The following is an 18,458-nucleotide window of genomic DNA, read 5'->3' as shown; positions in this document are numbered from 1 at the left end:
CAAGGGTGGTATATTTATGAAGGTTCTTTTTCATGGAACGGCTGCATTTGAAGGGATTCCCTCGTTATTCTGTCATTGCGAGACTTGCAAGCATGCCAAAGTACGTGGTGGAAAAAATATTCGTACACGCACTTCGGTCTTGATTGATGAAATACTTAAGATTGATTTTCCGGCGGACACCTTACTTCATTCCATTCGTGATTCTGTAGATATGGATAAGGTCCGCGATTTATTGTTTACACATTCACATTCCGATCATTTGTATCCTGAAGATTTACTGATTCGTGCGCTTGGTTATGCTCAATTTAATGAAGAGGAAGAACTTCATCTATACGGTCATGATTTGCCTATTAAGCACTGTAGTCAATTGCTTGCCACGGAAAGGCATCGCTTCCAACTTCACAACTTGAAGCCCTTTGAAACCGTACAAACACAAACAGCTACGATTACGCCATTGCTTGCCAATCATGATTCTAAAGAAACTTGTTTATTGTATTACATAGAAAAGGATGAAAAAGCCATTTTCTATGGTCACGACAGCGGTTGGTTTCCCAAACAGACTTGGGACTGGTTGAAAGGAAAAAAACTGGATCTTGCTATTCTAGAATGTACGACTGGGAATGCCCCAAATTGTGAAGTTCACATGAATGTTGAAGATACTCTAAAAACACGGGAATGGTTAATCGAGAATTTTGTTATGAAAGCAGAAGGGCGAATCGTAGTCACTCATTTCTCTCATAATGCTCATCTGTTGCATGAAGATTTGGTTCATATTTTTGAGCCGAATGGGATTACAGTAGCATTTGATGGGATGCAACTGGACATATGAGTTAGCGCATAAGTGAAATGAGGATTTTTCTATGATTTCAATGGCATTCTTTTTAGTTTTATTTTCAGGTATTACCCATGCGGTATGGAACCTATTTACAAAGAGAAGTTTGAATAAATACGTATTTCTCTGGTCGATTCATATTGTTGGTACACTTGCTCTATTACCTTATTTTATTATTGAGCTGCTCCGAGTTGAGCTTCATGCGGAGACACTTTGCTATATGGCGATATCTGCTTTATTTCAAGGGTCGTACTTCATTTTCCTCTCTAAATCGTATTCCTATGGTGATTTATCGCAGACCTATCCAATCATGCGAGGTACTGGTGTCATGCTAGTGACCTTGTTAAGTGTTGTGTTATTCGGGGATTCCTTAACTCTAGTAGGCTGGATAGGCTTTTGTTGTATCATAGTAGGGCTTTTTATTATTAGTGGAATCGTTAATCGTCATGCAAATCAAGGGAAAACGACTCATTCTATATCCATTCTTTATGCAATTGTAGTAGGGATGTGTGTTGCGGGCTATACATTAATGGACAAACTAATTGTCCAGCAATTATCTCCACTATCAACGCTTGAATTATCCAATATTAATTATGTAATCGTCGCTTTCTTCATGGTCATAAGAGCCGGTCGTGCACAAATTATAAGGGAATGGCAACAAAACTGGAAAATGATCTTGATTGGTTGTATTTGCTCGCCAGCTTCTTATTTTATGTTTCTGATGGCAATGAAGCTTGCTCCACTAGCTTCAATTGCGCCAATACGAGAAATTGGCACGGTTGTAGGTACGATTCTTGGCATACTTGTACTAAAAGAGAAGCAAGGAGTGCGAAGAATTATCATGTCGGCTGTGATTACCTGTGGGATCATCTCCATTGCCATATGGGGATAAGTTGATTTTACTAGAATTGAGGACTACGTTCTGACCGTATAGGGTAAAAATGAAAGGCCTCTCGTAGGAATACGAGAGGCCTTTCATTCTGTTAAGCATTAGATAGTTTTATACTGTCTAATTGACGGGGCAATTCACAGGTGAATATGCCTCATTCTAATTCTTGTTCTAAAACAGTTTTTACTAAACGACGTACTTCATCTGTTGATCTTGTATCCATTAATTGGTTTCTTAATTCGCTTGCGCCTCTAAATCCACGAACATAGATTTTGAAAAAGCGAAGAAGTGGTTTAAATGAACGTGGCTCGAGTTCATTTGAATATTTATCGTGAAGATCCAACTGTAATAGAAGCAAATTGAGAAAATCCTTTGGACTATGTTCTTTAGGTTCTTTTTCAAAAGCAAATGGATTGGTGAAGATGCCGCGGCCAATCATGACACCATCAACGCCGTATTGCTCAACTAACTTTAATCCTGTTGCGCGGTCCGGGATATCTCCATTTATAGTTAATAACGTATTTGGAGCAATTTCATCGCGTAATTTTTTTATTTCAGGGATTAACTCCCAGTGTGCATCTACTTTACTCATTTCTTCTTTTGTACGAAGGTGAATGGAAAGATTCGCAATATCTTGCTTCAATATATGTGTTAACCAATCCCGCCACTCATCAATCTCAGTGTAACCCAATCTTGTTTTAACACTAACCGGCAATCCACCGGCTTTTGTTGCTTGAATAATTTCTGCTGCAACCTCAGGATGTAGTATTAATCCAGCACCTTTTCCATTGGACGCGACGTTTTGTGCGGGGCATCCCATGTTTAAATCGATACCGCGAAAACCAAGTTTTTTCATATCAATACTCATCTGTTCAAAAAATACAGGTTTATCACCCCAAATATGAGCGACAATTGGTTGCTCATCTTCTGTGAACGTTAATCGACCACGTACACTGTCTTTTCCTACAGGGTGACAATAGCTTTCTGTATTAGTGAATTCTGTGAAAAACACGTCGGGTTTGGCAGCTTCACTAATGACGTGACGAAATACAACATCTGTGACATCTTCCATTGGTGCTAATATAAAAAACGGCTTCGGTAAATCAAGCCAAAAGTTTTGTTCGTTACTCATATTATCTCCTCTTGTTGCGATATATAAAAACATATAAGTTATAGCAAAGACCTTTTACCCAACATACATATTATCATTTTTTTTCGTTTATTGCACAGAAGAAAGGAGAATACATACAGCGAAATCAATATACATAGCTTATAGCTTGAAGTGCTAAAATAAGATGTATAAAGCTTTATTAATGGCAACATGAGATAACAATACAGTAGAAGTGGTGAAGATATGGGGATAACTGTAAAAGATATGCTGCAACTTCCTTCCTTTCGAGGAGCAAAGGTGCTAACTGGAAATAATAATCTACACCGCACCATTTCTTCTTTATCCGTACTAGAGGTTTCAAATGCGGATTATTCTTCTCGAATTGTCCATTCCATTCAAGAAGAGTGGTATGCGGAAGAGATAGTGATCAGCTCTTTTTACTCCATTAAGGACAGTGTAGAGAAACAGTGTGAAACGATTGAGTACTTGCACGAGCTTGGAGAAGTAGGATTGATCTTATACTATGTAGGAATTATCATTCCTGAAGTAGCTGACGAGGTACTGCAATTAGCAGAGTCCAAAAATTTCATCATCATTTGTATGCCGGAAAATGATTTTTCACTTCGTTACAACGAAGTGATTTATGAAGTGATGGAAGCGATTGTTCTGAACAATCAGACGATCAATGATAATTTTGTAAATGAAGCGTTAGAGAAAGTATCCCTTTTGCCAGAACACTCACGGAGCGTCGAAATTACGCTGAAAATATTGTCTGATCGGCTGAAAGCGAACGTCATCCTGACGAACACCCAGTTAGATATCGTAAATCAAGTAATGTGGCCCCGTAATTCATCGTTAAACGTGGGGTATATTATTGAGACCTTCGCCCCCTATTTGATGAATATGACGAAAGGACAAACAGAGCCTGTTTCAAATTGCTATGTGGAATACAAGAGTATTCATCAAAAAAACGGAGAAGCGCTGCATTTATTTTTGATTAAAGAGAACTCAAAATTACCTGCGAAGACCATCGATAAAATCAGCGAGGTTGTACAAGTAGCGATCAATTTGTGGGGGGATAAGCATAACGAGGTTAGCGAATATGCCTTGGTAAAAGCAATTATTAATGATGAAAGCGAAAAAATGCGAAGACTGGCTCATTTTCTCCACATTGATGTCTCTTCCATTCAGATGATGTGGTTAGTATATATTCACGATTTATCGCAAGAGAAACAAATTCGTGAAGAGCTGGAAGAGCATTTGTTCAAATATTATAAAACGGCGGTCATTCAAACTATCGATCATTGTATAATAGCCCTTATGGGAAATTGCTCTTACAAGTACAATGAGTATGAAATTGCAGGGGAGTATATTGACACGACGAATTCAGCCCCGCTTATTTCCGAAATGGTCTATGCTCCCCGAATGAGAAATACACAAGATGTACGACGCATGTATCGGCTGGTGAACAGTGTGGGACGGAAAGTCCATCTGATGTATGAGCATCGTAAATTGTACACAGCAGCCGAGATGCGTTCTATGAAACAAGCTATTGAGTTAAGTGAACAGGGAGAAGAAATACTTGAAGAATGGATGTCTGTGATTGACCCCATTCTAGGTGATCCAGAGTCGATAAAAACACTCATAACCTTCTTGTTAGATGCAAAGGGGAATTTTGATAACTGTGGGAAAATGCTGTTTGTTCATAAAAATACAGTAAAATATCGTATTAGAAAGATCAGTGAATTAATTGGCTATGATGTAACCGTCAACTCCGAATCTTACGATGTGTATATCGCTTGCATGATTTATCGACTCACACATAGCTAGTATAATCCGTAGTTTTTGTCGAATAAGACAAAAATCACGGATTTTTTTTTATTTTAGAAAAAGACGTAATCTCATGGTTCCTTCTATAATAAGAAAAATTACTTTTCGAGGAGGAGAACTAACATGAGAAAGGACGGAGCACCTCAGTCTTGGTTCACTCTGGGGATGGTATGGGCCGGAGCGGTGATCAGTATACCTGGCCTCCTGGTTGGGAATACGTTGATATCTGGTATGAGCTTACCTATGACATTATTGATCGCTTTTTTAGGGTACGCCATTATCGTTGTCCTTATGATACTTCAGGGGATTCAGAGTACGGATCTTGGGAAAACAACCGTTCAAGTCGCAGCCCAAGTCTTTGGCAAAAAAGGCTCGCGAACGATTTTATCCATTATTCTCGCTATTGCTTGCCTCGGTTGGTTCGGGATTCAGGCTAATGTATGCGGGGCGGCACTGGCGAACCTGCTGGCGGAGTATGGAGTGATAGTCCCAGTTCCCCTTGCTTCTTTAATTAGCGGTTTGGTTATGGTGATCTCAGCAATGTACGGAATGAAAGTGCTGAGAGTACTTAGTTATATTGCAGTACCTTTATTAATCGTGATTTGCATATATGGTTTAGTTCAAGTGTTCACTATGGATTCCGTGCAGAACATTTGGAGCTACCAGCCTGAGAAGCATATGAATTTCATGGATGGCTTAGCTGTAACAATAGGCTCATTTGCCTTAGGGGCTGTCATTGCAGGCGACTACTCTCAGTTCTCAAGAAAACGTTCTGACGTATTAAAAGCAGCGTTAATCGGAATTGTTCCTTCTGGCGTACTGATGATTAGTGTGGGTGCTATTTTATCGATTGCTTACCAGACTAGCGATATTGCGGCCGTCTTTATAAATATTACAACGCCTTTTATTGGGGGTACTGTTTTGATTCTGGCTGCTTGGAAAACGAATATGGTCAACGCAATCTCGGGTGGATTTGCGCTTACCAATGTATTGCATATTTCCAAAGAAAAAGAGAAATGGGCAGTAGGGATTGCTGGACTCATCGGGACTGTACTCGCCGTGATCGGTATCTTGAATTACTTCACGCCAGTGATGTCGATCTTGTCAGCTATGGTTCCGCCGGTAGCAGGGGTTATGATTGCATCCTATTGGATCATGAATAAAGGCGATAAGAACCGTTGGAAGGAAACAGAGGGCGTTAATCGTCTAGGGGTATTTTCTTGGCTGATCGGATCCATTATTGCTTGTATGCCCGTTGTGCTGTCCTTTTTCCCAAGCTTACCTCAATTATCAAATCAGCCATTACTCGGTATCGTCATTTCATTTGTCTTATACATTGTCTGCTACCGATTTGCTACCTCAAAAACTGTCATACTGGAGGGAAATAAATGAGATATTTAGATAAACAATCGATTGAACATATTGCCGTAGGCGCTGCATTTTTAGGCACAGGTGGAGGAGGAGATCCTTACATCGGTAAACTCATGGCTCTTTCGGCTATTGAAAAGTACGGACCTGTAAGACTTTACTCTGTGGATGAAATCGAGGATGAAGATTTTTTCATTCCTTCCGCCATGATGGGTGCGCCTTCTGTATTAGTGGAGAAATTTCCGAAAGGCGATGAGTTTGTTAAGGTGTTTCAGATGCTGGCCAAATATTTGGGCAGAGAAAAAATTACAGGCACGTTTCCGATGGAAGCAGGCGGAGTCAATTCGATGATTCCGATCGTCGTTGCAGCACAGCTGAATTTACCGCTTATTGATTGCGATGGGATGGGGAGGGCATTTCCTGAATTGCAGATGGTGACGTTTAACCTGGATGGCATTTCAGCTGCGCCGCTCGCAATTTCGGATGAAAAAGGGAACATTGGTATTTTTGAGACGATCGATAATAAATGGACCGAACGGTTAGCCCGTACAGCTACTGTGGAGATGGGAGCTAGTGCTTTGGTAAGTCTGTATCCAACGACGGGGGCTCAAATCAAGAACAGCGGTGTCCATAACATCGTGACGCTATCTGAGCAGATTGGAGAGATCATTTCTTCAAACAACAGAGATGCAAAAGTGAAGCTTGAAGAGCTTCTAAACCTGACATCCGGTCACGAGCTGTTCCAAGGGAAAATTACAGATGTCATCCGGGAAACCAAGGGTGGCTTTAATTTAGGGGAAATGATCCTAGAAGGCATTGATGGAAATAAAGATGAGCAAATGAAAGTTTATTTCCAAAATGAGAATCTGCTTGCCGAGAAAAATGGTCAGGTTATAGCCATGACACCGGATTTAATATGCCTAGTCGATTATGAAACTTTATTGCCTGTTACAACAGAAAGCTTGAAATATGGAAAACGCGTACGCGTCATTGGCTTGCCGTCACATCCCAAATGGAGAACGGAAAAAGGAATCGAAACGGTAGGACCGAGATACTTTGGGTATGATTACGATTATGCTCCTATTGAAGAATTGGTAAGTAAGGCGGTGGCTAAACATGTTTAGAATTGGAATAGATGTAGGTGGCACGAATACCGATGCTATTATTTTGGACGAGCAAAGCAGATTAATTCATAGCGTTAAATCCCCAACGACACTGGATATAAAAACGGGGATTGAGACGTCACTGCGTAATATATTGAAGGAAGCGAGCATTGATAAAACGAAAATCACACATGCAATGCTTGGGACAACGCAGTGTACTAATGCCATTGTGGAACGGAAGAAATTAGCCAAAGTTGGTGTGATTCGGTTAGGATTCCCTGCTACCGCTTCTGTTCTGCCATATACGGCTTGGCCTAAAGACATGGTGGAAAAACTATCAGGAAACTATGCATTAGTTCATGGTGGGTATGAATATGATGGTAAGTTGCTCAGTGAGCTTGATGAGGAGGAGATTAAAGAGCTTCTAGTAGAATGGCGAAATAAAGTAGAATCTATTGCGATCATTGGTGTGTTCTCATCCATCAAAAATGACCAGGAGCTCAAGGTTCGAGACTTAATCTGGGAAGCATACGGGACAAATTATCCGGTTTCTTGCTCCTCCTTGATCGGGTCTGTTGGCCTGATTGAACGTGAGAATGCAACCATACTGAATGCGGCTTTATGCAAAGTCATCGAGACCACTAGCACAGGTTTTGAAAATGCGTTAGAAGCAGAAGGGATTCAAGGCGCTGAGGTGTACTTATGCCAAAATGACGGTACACTTATGTCGATTGAATATGCTAAGCAATTTCCGATCCTTACGATTGCCTGTGGACCAACAAATAGCATCCGGGGAGCTTCTTATTTAGCGAACATTAAAAATACGATGGTACTCGATGTTGGTGGCACCACATCGGATATAGGTGTCTTACAGGATGGATTTCCAAGAGAGTCTTCTGTAGCAGTGGAAGTAGGAGATATTCGCACGAACTTTAGAATGCCAGACATTATCTCTGTAGGACTTGGCGGCGGAAGTATTGTTCGCGTAGACAATGGCAAGATTACAGTTGGGCCGGATAGCGTGGGCTATAAGATCACAGAAGAAGCACTCGTATTTGGTGGAAGCACCTTGACTACGACGGATATTGCGGTTCGCCTTGGGTTAGCTGACGTGGGAGATAAAAGTTTAGTAAGTCACATCGATGAACAATTTTCCAAACAAGTCCTATCCGTAATTTCTTCGATCATAGCCAAGGCGATTGATAAGATGAAAACTTCTTCCGAAGATGTACAGATTGTACTCGTAGGCGGGGGCAGTGTTATTATTCCAGATGGAATTCCCGGAGTAGCCAGCATTATTAAAGTAGAGAACGGTGGAGTTGCCAATGCCATCGGTGCATCGATTTCTCAAATTAGCGGACAGTATGAACAAATTTATATTTATTCGCGAGAGCCGCGAGAGCAGTCGTTAAGGGATGCTGAGGAAAAAGCGGTGAAACAAGCGGTATTGGCAGGAGCCGATCCTACTACGATTAAATTGGTTGAGGTTGAAGAGACGCCACTTGCCTATCATCCGGAAAATGCAACCCGATTAAGAGTTAAGGTTGTAGGTAAAATGAGTTAGAGACCTTTTGAACAGCTCTTTGAAGCAAAATAATTCCATGATGTAAAACTAGAAGCTTCTCATGAGTTCTTTGAACTTGTGTGAAGCTTCTTTTTTTATGAAAAATAGGATTGCTCAATATAGTCTAAATGAGTATTATGAGTAGGTATGTTCTTATAAAAATAGAGACAAATAGGATGGAGAGCACCATGACAACATCACGACAGAACGCATTGATTTTCTCGTTTACTTTTATGGCGTTTATTCTGGGTACGACGGAGTATATTATCGTTGGTTTACTCTCGGAAATATCCTCGAGCCTCGGAGTAACGTTAGCGACAGCCGGGGGCTTGGTATCTGGTTTCGCGATCGCTTATGCCATTGGCACACCCATTATGATGTCTTTGTTCAGCCGTATCCCGAAACGGATTACGATTCTTGTATCGCTTGTATTGATTCTGCTGCTGAATTTGTGGAGTGCTATAACTGGAACCTACAGTATGCTGCTAGTGACTAGAATAGTTACTGCTGTACTATGTGGTTTTGTTCTTTCTGTAGCCATTACGGTAGCGAATGAAGCGGTGGACCCGGAGAAAAGAGGCAAAGCGATCGCTACAATTTTGAGCGGTTTCGCTGTTGCGAATGTATTTGGTGTACCGATCGGCACTTTTGTAGGGCAGTATTTCAACTGGCCTGCAGCATTTGTACTAAATGGGGTATTAGCCGGAATTGCCATCGCGCTAAATTATGCCTATATTCCACGCAAACTACCGAAGCCTGTACCTAGCTCACTTAAGGATCAGATCGAACTGCTCACGAATGGACGCATTATTCTCGCGTTTCTCATTCCAGTTACGGCAGTGGGAGCGGTGTTTGTGATGTACACGTACATTACACCATTGCTGGAGCAAGTGATGAATATTCCTAAGAGCTCGGTTAGTGGCGTACTGTTTGTATACGGGATTGCCACGATTGTCAGCAACTGGATTGGAGGCAAGGTTGCAACCGGAAATGCGGTAAGTAAGCTTAGATTCGTATTTCTTATCCAAGCTGTGGTCTATATCATCTTTAGTTTGACCGCATCGATCTCGATTCTAGGAATGATCGTACTAATGATGCTAGCCGTAATGTCGAGTATTGTTAGCGCACCAGCCCAGCTCTATTTGATAGATTTGGCCAAGCAGTATTCACCAAGATCGAAGGACCTAGCTGCATCGTTGAATCCAGTAGCGTCTAACCTGGGAATCGCAGGAGGATCCGCAATTGGTGGAGTGGTTGCCCAGCATGGAGGATTAATCTCCCTTCCTATAGCTGCTTCCATCCTGGCGATATCAGCATGTGTGATTGCTTTGATATGTTATAAGTTGGATCAGCAAACTCAAGAAGGGGTTATTGCTCAGCATCATAACTTAACCTGAAGAGAAGTTATAGAGGTTGTCGGAAATAATCCGGCGGCCTTTTCGTATATCAACTAGTAATCTAGTAAAACAACACAAAAAATCCGTCGGAAGGAAAAATTCCATAGACGGATCGTGAGTTATTATATGCAAATCCAACCAAGGCCGGGGATTTCTTTCCAAGTGCAGTTACCAGGGCCGCTACCAGAGCCACTACCGGAACCACTACCAGGTCCCCCGCCAGATCCACTACCAGGAGTAGCTGGCATTGTGGGAAACGGCCCTTCAGCCATGGATATCATTTTTACGTCAATGACAGCACTTTTGCCATCTGCAAATAGCACACTAATTGAATCAGCATTAACTGTATTGACATAGGCTACAACCTTTTGACCACTACTTAAGGTGAAAATCCCCCATTTTCCGAGGAAAGGTTGAATATCAGTGATGGTTAGATATGCAAATACTGGGCCACCACTAGAATGCATCTGCATTCCTGGTTGTTGGGTGCCGCTTCCAGAATATATGGGCATGGGTCCGCCTGATTGCATGCCACCTGGAGTCATTGGTTGGAATGGGGGGAAACTACGACCTGGGCACACATAGTACGGATTTCTGAAGTAAAAATATCCCACTTATTAACCTCCTTAGATACCTCTAATTAACAGATACCTAAAGTCTATGCTCCTGCCTATGTATTGGTGTATGACACGAATAAGGGCTTCAACTTTACTATAATTGACTATATTCATAATTGTGTTATAATTCAAACATATGTTATTAATGCAACAATATATATTGGTAATGTAACAAATGAAATATCCTGGAGTTATTAGAAGGAGGAGTGTGATTCAGAACAGTAGTTGTTCCTGTGAGTTATTGGGGGAAAACCTGATTTGTAGCGGAAGCAGAGGAATTGCAACTTATACCGATACATATTAGGAGCACTTATTAGTTGCAGTTGCACGCACCCAGAGCTCGGTTCTTCACCTTCAATGGCTATGGAAAAACTAGTTACATGTAGTGCAATAACAATTGTTAGAATATTAACATTTTAAACGTTTTATAATTAATTATTAAGGGAGAAGTGAACAGAATGGACGTTAAAGATATATTAGGAAAAGTAGATCATACCCTCCTTGATGTTACTGCTACATGGGATGATATAAAGAATTTATGTGATGATGCGATGAAATACCAGACGGCCAGTGTTTGCATCCCAAGTGCTTATGTTAGAGAAGCTGCAAATTATGTAGAGGGCAAAATAGCAATATGTACAGTTATCGGATTTCCGAATGGTTATAGTGCACAAGCCGTTAAAGTATTTGAAGCAACAGATGCAATTACAAATGGAGCATCGGAAATTGATATGGTAATCAATGTGGGCTTCTTAAAAAGTGGACGTTATGAGGAAGTTTGCGACGAAATACGTGCCATTAAAAATGCATGTGGAAGTAGAGTATTAAAGGTTATTGTTGAAACCTGTTTGCTCACCCAAGAGGAAAAAGTGAAAGTATGTGAGCTTGTTACAAAAGCTGGTGCTGATTATATCAAAACATCCACTGGATTTTCAAAAGCTGGAGCAACTAAAGAGGATGTCAGCCTGTTTGCACAGAACATAGGTCAGAATGTGAAGATTAAAGCAGCTGGAGGCATTCGCTCTTTGGATGATGCTAAAGCATTTATCGATTTGGGCGCAGACCGTTTAGGAACTAGTGCCATAGTTAAAATTGTAAAAGGGCAGGAAGTATTGGGGTATTAGATATGGTATAATTCTGATAATTATACTTTATTATTAGTAGTTAGGATGAACCGGTATGGATAAGCAAGAGAGAGTAAATACAATTGTATCAATCCTAAAAAATAAAAGTGGCGCATCCATCAAAGAACTTTCACATCAACTTGATGTCACAGAAATGACTGTTCGCCGAGATATTAAATATCTAAAAGAAAATAAAATCGTTCAAGTTGTTTCAGGTGCGGTTATTTATAATGGTTCTGACCCTAATGAGAATAAACAAGATGAATATGATTTGACAACTCAAAAAAATAATCGAGCATCAGAAAAATATAATATAGGTAAGTTAGCAGCTTCACTAATCGAGCCTAACGATATTATTTTTATTGATATTGGTACAACAACCGCTCAAATCATCGAACATATTCCGTCAAATCATTCTGTGGAAATTGTTTGCTGTACTATGAACGCATTAATTGAGATTCATAAAAAAGGATTTAAGGATTTTATTCTTATTGGTGGTCATTACCGTCCAGAACTTCAAATGTTTGAAAGCAGAGAAGGGTTGGATTTAATAAGTAGAACACGAACAACAAAAGCATTTATTTCTGCTGCTGGAGTTAATGCTAAATTAGGCATTACTTGCACGAACAGTTGTGAAGTGGACACAAAGAATGCGGCAATTAATTGTGCCCTTGAGAAAATTTTAGTGATTGATTCCTCTAAGTTTGATATGGTTAAATCCACTTACTTTGCTTCGTTAAATGATTTTGATGCGATTGTAACCGATAGAGGTTTATCAGAAGAGTGGATTGAGAAAATCAAACAATTAAATATTTCTCTTTATCTAGCTTAGAAATTCAGCGCGTGCCGGTACTCAATCGGTGCGCGCTGTTTGTTTTTATACTTTTAAACTACTTTCTTATATGTTATAACTAATGCTACATTCTGAAGATCATTTGGCATTTGATTAGTTGAGGGGAGATTTAGTTTTTGCATTCACCACAGACACAAGACAACAAGAATTCGTTATATATCATTTTACTCATTTCGGGGATTGTTCTGGTAGCCTTTAATTTACGCCCTGCGATTACATCGGTAGGTCCATTAGTGGGTATTATTCAAGATGATGTGGGGCTTGCACATTGGAGTGCAGGTTTATTAATGAGTATACCTTTGATATCCTTCGCTGTTATGTCGTCTCTCGTTCCTAGAATCGCTGCTCGTTTATCCAACGAGAAGACGCTATTGTTAGGTTTGGTTATTCTTTTGGTCGGAATTTGCATTCGTTCCATTTCAATGACACTCTTTATTTTCGTTGGTACGCTATTGATTGGAGTAGGGATTGCCATCGGAAATGTTCTATTGCCGGTAGTTGTGAAGGAGAAATTCCCACAAAAGTTCGGTCTAATGACAAGTATCTATTCCACTTCAATGGGATTGTTCGCATCGTTAGCATCAGGTATTAGTATTCCTCTAGCCCATGGTCTGAAGCTTGGGTGGGACGGAGCCTTAATCGTATGGGGAATTCCGACAATCATAGCGATCGTGGTATGGGTCATTCTAATTAGATTAAATCCAGCCAAAGATAATGCAGTAAAAAGTGTAAGGATCAGTGCTAAGCAAATCTGGCGTTCACCACTCGCTTGGAAAATAGCGCTATTCATGGGATTTCAGTCTTCATTATTTTATATAACGATGTCTTGGTTACCTGAAATCTTATATAACTATGGCATAAGTAGGGGTACAGCAGGCTGGTTATTATCCTTCACACAAATTGTTGGCGTACCTGTTAGTTTTCTTGTTCCTATTCTTGCAGGACGACTACGCTCTCAAGTATGGATTGCATTCGCATTAGGCATGTGCTCCATTGTTGGTTATGGTGGCCTATGGATGGGCTCATCTTACCCCATAATGATCCTAAGTATTATCTTAATTGGTATCGCTTTGGGAGGGAATTTCCCATTGGCGCTAAGTTATATCGGAATTCGTGCCCGAAACGGAAATCAAGCTGCAGAATTATCTGGAATGGCTCAATCCACGGGATATATGCTTGCAGCCATAGGACCTATATTGATCGGTTATTTATACGATATGACCCAAGTGTGGACGATTCCACTGATCACACTGATCGTTATCTCTGGAGTAGTTACAACGTTTGGAATGTTGTCTGGCCGAGATAAGTATGTATAAAAAGACTCCCCATGTAGTAGACAGGTGTAATAATGAACCCTGCTGCTGTATGGGGAGTTTTTTTAAATCGTTTTATTTAAAATACTAAATATCTTTAGCGCTATTTGAATTCGTAGTAATTCTTCTGAATGCTTTAAGTCCAGATTTAGGATTTCCTTTATTTTCTCAATGCGATAGATAAGTGTGTTTCTGTGTAAAAACATAGCCTTTGAAGTTTCGGTGACATTCAGATTGTTAATAAAGTAATTTTCTAAAGTTAACATGTAGCTTGTACCATGTAATTGATCATGATCATAGATTTTACCTAGACACTTCCGAAAAAATTCTTCTAAGGCAACGACTTTGATATTTGCTTCCAACAGATGGTAAACCGAATAATCTTCGAAATGTGAGACCTTGTTTTGAAGGTTTTTTTGTTGCATCAATTTAATCATTTCGTTCGCCTCAGAAAAGCTATTATGCAGCGAGCTGATTGTACTGTATTGCTGACCAATGCCTATTAAGAGTGTTTCCTTCGTTCTTTCAATAAGTACCTCAAGCAGTTCATTTGCATATAACTTGGCATCACTAATCGCAACAGGAGGTCTTTCTTCATTTTGCCCTACTAGAATGATGACTCTATTATTTCTATAAAAGCACTTTATTTCTCCAATCGCTTTATGCGACAAGTCATAAATGATGTCCACACATTTTTTTGCAATAGACTCCATTTTGTACTTTCCGATAATCATATCTTCAAACTTGTCTGCTTCATTCATTTCAATATTTATCACCATACTGTAATACATATAGCTCGGATTTAATCCATGTAAATAACATAAGGTTTGCAGCGCTTCATGGGATGATATTTTCCCCGAAAGTAAATCATCAATGGAGTCCTGCTTAATTCTTATTTCAAGTTCGCTAATTTCCTTTGCTTTGATCAGCTCGAGTGCCATGATGGTGGAGGCTTGCTGCAAAATAATGTAATCAAATTCTGATAGCTCTTGCACTGTCTGCCAAATCACAATATAGCCATAAATATAGTTAGAAGCAGCGACAGGAATCACTCGACATTTTATTTCTGCACCTTCTGAATGATAGGTCCTCTTAATAGACTTTTTCATTTCATTTAGATTGGTAGGAATAGTATTGATGAACGCTTTATTAAAAACAGGCTGTCGATTTGAAAAATCAAGATAATACTCAAGAGGACTGTTGTTCTTAGCATGTTCAGTGTGATGCAATAATCGCCAATCCTTGTCTACGACAATAATAGGATTACTAATCGTTTCGGATAACATGGAAGTTATTTTGGCAATACCACCGCCTTCGAGGGTGATTTTGAAGAACAAGTTATGTATATCTAAAGTCTTTCTATTGAGCAAATCATATCTTCCGGAAACCTTCTCATTAATGATCGAGATCATGTTAGAGAGTGTGTATTCAAAGGGCAGTTCTAAAAGGGGCAACCCATACTTATTGGCTTCATCAATCATGTTCTGAGGAAGCTTGTCAAAGTACCGTTTCATTTTTACAACCAATCCTGAACAGTTCAGCTCCGCAAGTTCCTTAATAATTCGATTTTGTAGTTCTGCATTATTTTTAAAGATGTAGCCTGTTGATAAGAGTAGTTCGTTAGGTGAAAGCCAGTCAAAGGCGTCAGGATTCTCAATAATGTTAACGATGGATATGGATTTATCAATGCCTTGTTCTCCAGCAACAATTTTTATTCCCTCTATAGCCTTGATCTTCATTAAGTCTTTAACAGTTAGCAATTTTTGGCACGCTCCTTAGACACACTTTTAACACATTCGCTTGTATAACATGCACAAATAGGATGCACTCTTTTTGGTTCGCTTAAACGATGACGATCCCTACCAGTATATTATATATTAAGTGCGTAAGGTAGTTACGCTCGTCGTTACCTTTGTATGATGTAACCAAATCATATTATTCAATGCATTCATCCATCTGTTGAAGTGAAAAGGAGGTCAATCACCTTTTTTTAAAATATAAGGAATTAAAACAGAGGTGACTCTAGTGAGGTTTGCGAAATCCGGTGATGCAGAATTTATTCAACGAATCATTCATCATAAGTTTCATGGTTTTGTTCATAGCACGTTTAATCGCACAATCAATATTCAATGTTTGGATCGTGGAGATTTGTATACTATTGCGTGTAAGGGAATCGATAACGCTCCTAATACACTTATTATTGACTTAGAACACTTTGAAGAAGCAGATATCAGGGTGAATGACATTGTAAGTTCAGATCATTCCGTTTTATCAATTGCTAATAAGATGTCTATCACAATGAATGGTGTTAAGAAATGGAATTGTAAACTGCCTAAATATCCTTCAGAAGCTGATGTCTTAATAATGAATGTATCCACCATGAAGCAATATATCAAACTTCACGGAAATAACAGCAGAATTGAAAGGGCTTTCAAGAGCAGCAATCCTTTTGACGATGAAATGTCTAGAATGCTTCATGAACGGACGCAGTTACTTGTATCGGAATTGCAAAACAAGCGAATCTCTACTGCAATCACACATGCAACTTCGCTCATAGGCCTTGGACCAGGCTTAACGCCAGCCGGTGATGATTTCTTGGTGGGATTGTTTACCGTCATGGGCATCGAGAATCATCAATACTTTTCACACCAATCGTTTTGTGAAGAAGTCGTCTTACATGCGAAGGCTTTAACCAATGATATCAGCTATATGGCATTAGCTAAAGCAGCAGGTGGCCAGGTAAGAGAGTCTATAAGTGACTTAATGGAAGCTTTATTTAGAGGTAGCGAAGAGGAATTGCTATTGGCTTTAGATAGGGTACTGGCTATAGGGTCCACTTCGGGTACTGATATAGCTCTAGGAATTGTTGCAGGGCTGGAAATGAACATGTAAATGGGAGGTAAAAGTATGACTGTTCAAGTTTTAGTAAAACCAAACACGTATATCGATTCCGTATCTTTGATGTCACTTTCAACAAAAGCGAATCAGATCGAAATCGTAGAACAAGCCATTATTGCAATGGGTACTGAAATGAATAAAGAGGTCATTAGAAATGTTGGATTGATGACACCAGAGGTGGAAAGTGCGAAAACAAGTGACTTAGTGATTATTGTGAAGGCAGCATCTGAAGAGCTTTGTGAGGGCGCTTTCGAAAGCATCAATGAATTATTAACGAAAAAGAAAGATACATCTAAAGGAAAAAGTGAGGTTAAATACTCAACAATTTCCTCGGCAGTAAACGGTAATCCAGAAGCTAACTTAGCGATTATTGCTGTAAATGGGAGCTACGCTCCTAGAGAAGCAAGAAAAGCTCTAGAAAATAATCTTCACGTCATGTTATTTAGCGACAATGTAAGCATTGAAGATGAAATTCAATTAAAGACTTTAGCACAAGAAAAAGGCTTGTTAATGATGGGGCCAGACTGTGGGACTGCGATTATTGGTAATGTCGCATTGTGCTTTGCAAATGCCGTGAGAAAAGGAAATATCGGGATCGTTGGCGCATCAGGAACAGGTAGCCAAGAGGTAACGGTTCGTATACATGAATTTGGCGGTGGAATCACACAGTTGATAGGTACAGGCGGTAGAGATCTAAGTGAAGAGGTTGGCGGCATTATGATGCTGGCCGGAATTAAAGCGTTAGAAGAGGACGATGCAACAAAGGTTATTGTTCTCGTATCTAAACCACCAGCACCAAGTGTAGAAGAGAAAGTACTTGCACAAATTAAACAATGTAAGAAACCAGTCGTGGTTTGGTTTGTGGGTGGGAATGAAGAAAAGGTCACCCAAGCAGGCGGTCATTTTGCAAAAATGTCAAAAGAAGCGGCACTTAAAGCGGTACTTTTAGCTGGAGCAGACGAATCGAAGCTTAACAAACGTGCGTTAAATCTTCCGCTTATTGAAGAAGTGCGTGCGAAGTTAAATCCTCAGCAAAAATATATCCGTGGACTATTCAGTGGCGGTACGCTCTGTGATGAAGCGATGCACATTGCTATGGAGAAATTCGATAATGTCTACAGTAACATTCAGAGAGATCCTGAATATCGCTTAAAAGATGTTAGAGTAAGCCAAGATCATACCTTTATTGACTTCGGAGACGACCAATTTACACAAGGTAAACCACATCCAATGATAGATCCATCCACTCGGATTGAAAGATTTATTCAAGAAGCAAAAGATCCTTCTGTCGGTGTTATTGTGATGGACTTTGTTCTAGGCTTCGGAGCGCACGAAGATCCTGTGGGCGCAATGCTTCCAGCGATTATCGAAGCGAAGCAAGCCACTGAAGATGAAGGAAGACATCTAGAGATTATTGGATACATTCTTGGAACTGAGCTAGATAGTCAAAATATTGAAGGTCAAATTAATAAATTGTTAGCTTCTGGTGCTACACATGCAAGCAGCAGTCAGAACGCAGGTCTACTAGCAAGAGAATTCGTTGTGAAAGGAGAATAGTC

The 18,458-nt window shown here is 39.9% G+C and carries 15 protein-coding genes; 12 read left to right on the top strand and 3 right to left on the bottom strand.

All coding sequences use genetic code 11. The features are described from left to right. The first annotated feature begins 16 nt into the window (after nucleotides 1-16). On the top strand, nucleotides 17-829 hold the full coding sequence (locus tag NSQ29_RS22320; RefSeq protein ID WP_042185298.1) for an MBL fold metallo-hydrolase: 813 nt from the start codon (nucleotides 17-19) through the stop codon (nucleotides 827-829). A 31-nt stretch (nucleotides 830-860) separates the two neighbouring features. Continuing rightward, the gene (locus NSQ29_RS22315) at nucleotides 861-1,724 is read left to right on the top strand and encodes a DMT family transporter (protein ID WP_341126115.1); all 864 of its coding nucleotides are present in this window, start codon (nucleotides 861-863) and stop codon (nucleotides 1,722-1,724) included. 151 nt (nucleotides 1,725-1,875) lie between these two features. Here the strand turns inward: NSQ29_RS22315 and NSQ29_RS22310 are convergent, their stop codons facing one another. After that, nucleotides 1,876-2,853, bottom strand: coding sequence for a tRNA dihydrouridine synthase (locus NSQ29_RS22310; RefSeq protein ID WP_341126114.1), 978 nt, complete (start codon nucleotides 2,851-2,853; stop codon nucleotides 1,876-1,878). Nucleotides 2,854-3,075: 222 nt separating this feature from the next. Between NSQ29_RS22310 and NSQ29_RS22305 the strand changes: the two genes are divergently transcribed. From NSQ29_RS22305 to NSQ29_RS22285, 5 genes are all read left to right on the top strand, one after another. After that, complete coding sequence (locus tag NSQ29_RS22305; RefSeq protein WP_076283942.1) at nucleotides 3,076-4,662, top strand: PucR family transcriptional regulator; 1,587 nt, start codon at nucleotides 3,076-3,078, stop codon at nucleotides 4,660-4,662. Nucleotides 4,663-4,785: 123 nt separating this feature from the next. After that, entirely contained in the window at nucleotides 4,786-6,054 is a 1,269-nt protein-coding gene (locus NSQ29_RS22300; protein ID WP_341061251.1) for a cytosine permease, read from the top strand. After that, a complete protein-coding gene (locus NSQ29_RS22295) occupies nucleotides 6,051-7,154 on the top strand; it encodes a DUF917 domain-containing protein (protein WP_341126113.1) in 1,104 nt (367 codons plus the stop codon). Before NSQ29_RS22300 ends, NSQ29_RS22295 begins: the two co-directional genes overlap by 4 nt. Beyond that, nucleotides 7,147-8,697 carry a hydantoinase/oxoprolinase family protein gene (locus NSQ29_RS22290; protein WP_341126112.1) on the top strand — a complete coding sequence of 517 codons (1,551 nt, stop codon included), beginning with the start codon at nucleotides 7,147-7,149 and terminating at the stop codon, nucleotides 8,695-8,697. Before NSQ29_RS22295 ends, NSQ29_RS22290 begins: the two co-directional genes overlap by 8 nt. Before the next feature lie 188 nt (nucleotides 8,698-8,885). Beyond that, nucleotides 8,886-10,094 carry an MFS transporter gene (locus NSQ29_RS22285; protein WP_042185304.1) on the top strand — a complete coding sequence of 403 codons (1,209 nt, stop codon included), beginning with the start codon at nucleotides 8,886-8,888 and terminating at the stop codon, nucleotides 10,092-10,094. Between the two features lie 122 nt (nucleotides 10,095-10,216). Here the strand turns inward: NSQ29_RS22285 and NSQ29_RS22280 are convergent, their stop codons facing one another. Beyond that, nucleotides 10,217-10,708 (bottom strand): hypothetical protein, encoded by a 492-nt coding sequence (locus tag NSQ29_RS22280; RefSeq protein ID WP_341126111.1) that lies wholly within the window; start codon nucleotides 10,706-10,708, stop codon nucleotides 10,217-10,219. 461 nt (nucleotides 10,709-11,169) lie between these two features. Between NSQ29_RS22280 and deoC the strand changes: the two genes are divergently transcribed. The 3 genes from deoC (at nucleotide 11,170) to NSQ29_RS22265 (ending at nucleotide 14,004) form a co-directional block, all read left to right on the top strand. Beyond that, nucleotides 11,170-11,835 carry a deoxyribose-phosphate aldolase gene (gene deoC, locus NSQ29_RS22275; RefSeq protein WP_341126110.1) on the top strand — a complete coding sequence of 222 codons (666 nt, stop codon included), beginning with the start codon at nucleotides 11,170-11,172 and terminating at the stop codon, nucleotides 11,833-11,835. 55 nt (nucleotides 11,836-11,890) lie between these two features. Further along, complete coding sequence (locus tag NSQ29_RS22270) at nucleotides 11,891-12,667, top strand: DeoR/GlpR family DNA-binding transcription regulator (protein WP_042185310.1); 777 nt, start codon at nucleotides 11,891-11,893, stop codon at nucleotides 12,665-12,667. Between the two features lie 137 nt (nucleotides 12,668-12,804). Next, entirely contained in the window at nucleotides 12,805-14,004 is a 1,200-nt protein-coding gene (locus NSQ29_RS22265; RefSeq protein ID WP_341126109.1) for a CynX/NimT family MFS transporter, read from the top strand. Between the two features lie 62 nt (nucleotides 14,005-14,066). Here the strand turns inward: NSQ29_RS22265 and NSQ29_RS22260 are convergent, their stop codons facing one another. After that, nucleotides 14,067-15,740 (bottom strand): PucR family transcriptional regulator, encoded by a 1,674-nt coding sequence (locus tag NSQ29_RS22260; RefSeq protein ID WP_341126108.1) that lies wholly within the window; start codon nucleotides 15,738-15,740, stop codon nucleotides 14,067-14,069. 286 nt (nucleotides 15,741-16,026) lie between these two features. On the opposite strand from NSQ29_RS22260, the gene NSQ29_RS22255 reads away from it, so the two are divergent. Then, nucleotides 16,027-16,893 (top strand): DUF2877 domain-containing protein, encoded by an 867-nt coding sequence (locus NSQ29_RS22255; protein WP_341126107.1) that lies wholly within the window; start codon nucleotides 16,027-16,029, stop codon nucleotides 16,891-16,893. A 15-nt stretch (nucleotides 16,894-16,908) separates the two neighbouring features. Next, nucleotides 16,909-18,456: an acyl-CoA synthetase FdrA gene (gene fdrA, locus NSQ29_RS22250; RefSeq protein WP_341126106.1), complete on the top strand. Its 1,548-nt coding sequence runs from the start codon at nucleotides 16,909-16,911 to the stop codon at nucleotides 18,454-18,456. Nucleotides 18,457-18,458: the final 2 nt, after the last annotated feature.

The organism is Paenibacillus sp. FSL F4-0236, from assembly GCF_038000135.1.
In the GTDB taxonomy this organism is placed as follows: Bacteria; Bacillota; Bacilli; order Paenibacillales; family Paenibacillaceae; genus Paenibacillus_AQ.
The sequence above is the reverse complement of the archived record's forward strand: the minus strand, read 5'-3'. Positions and strand labels throughout refer to the sequence as shown.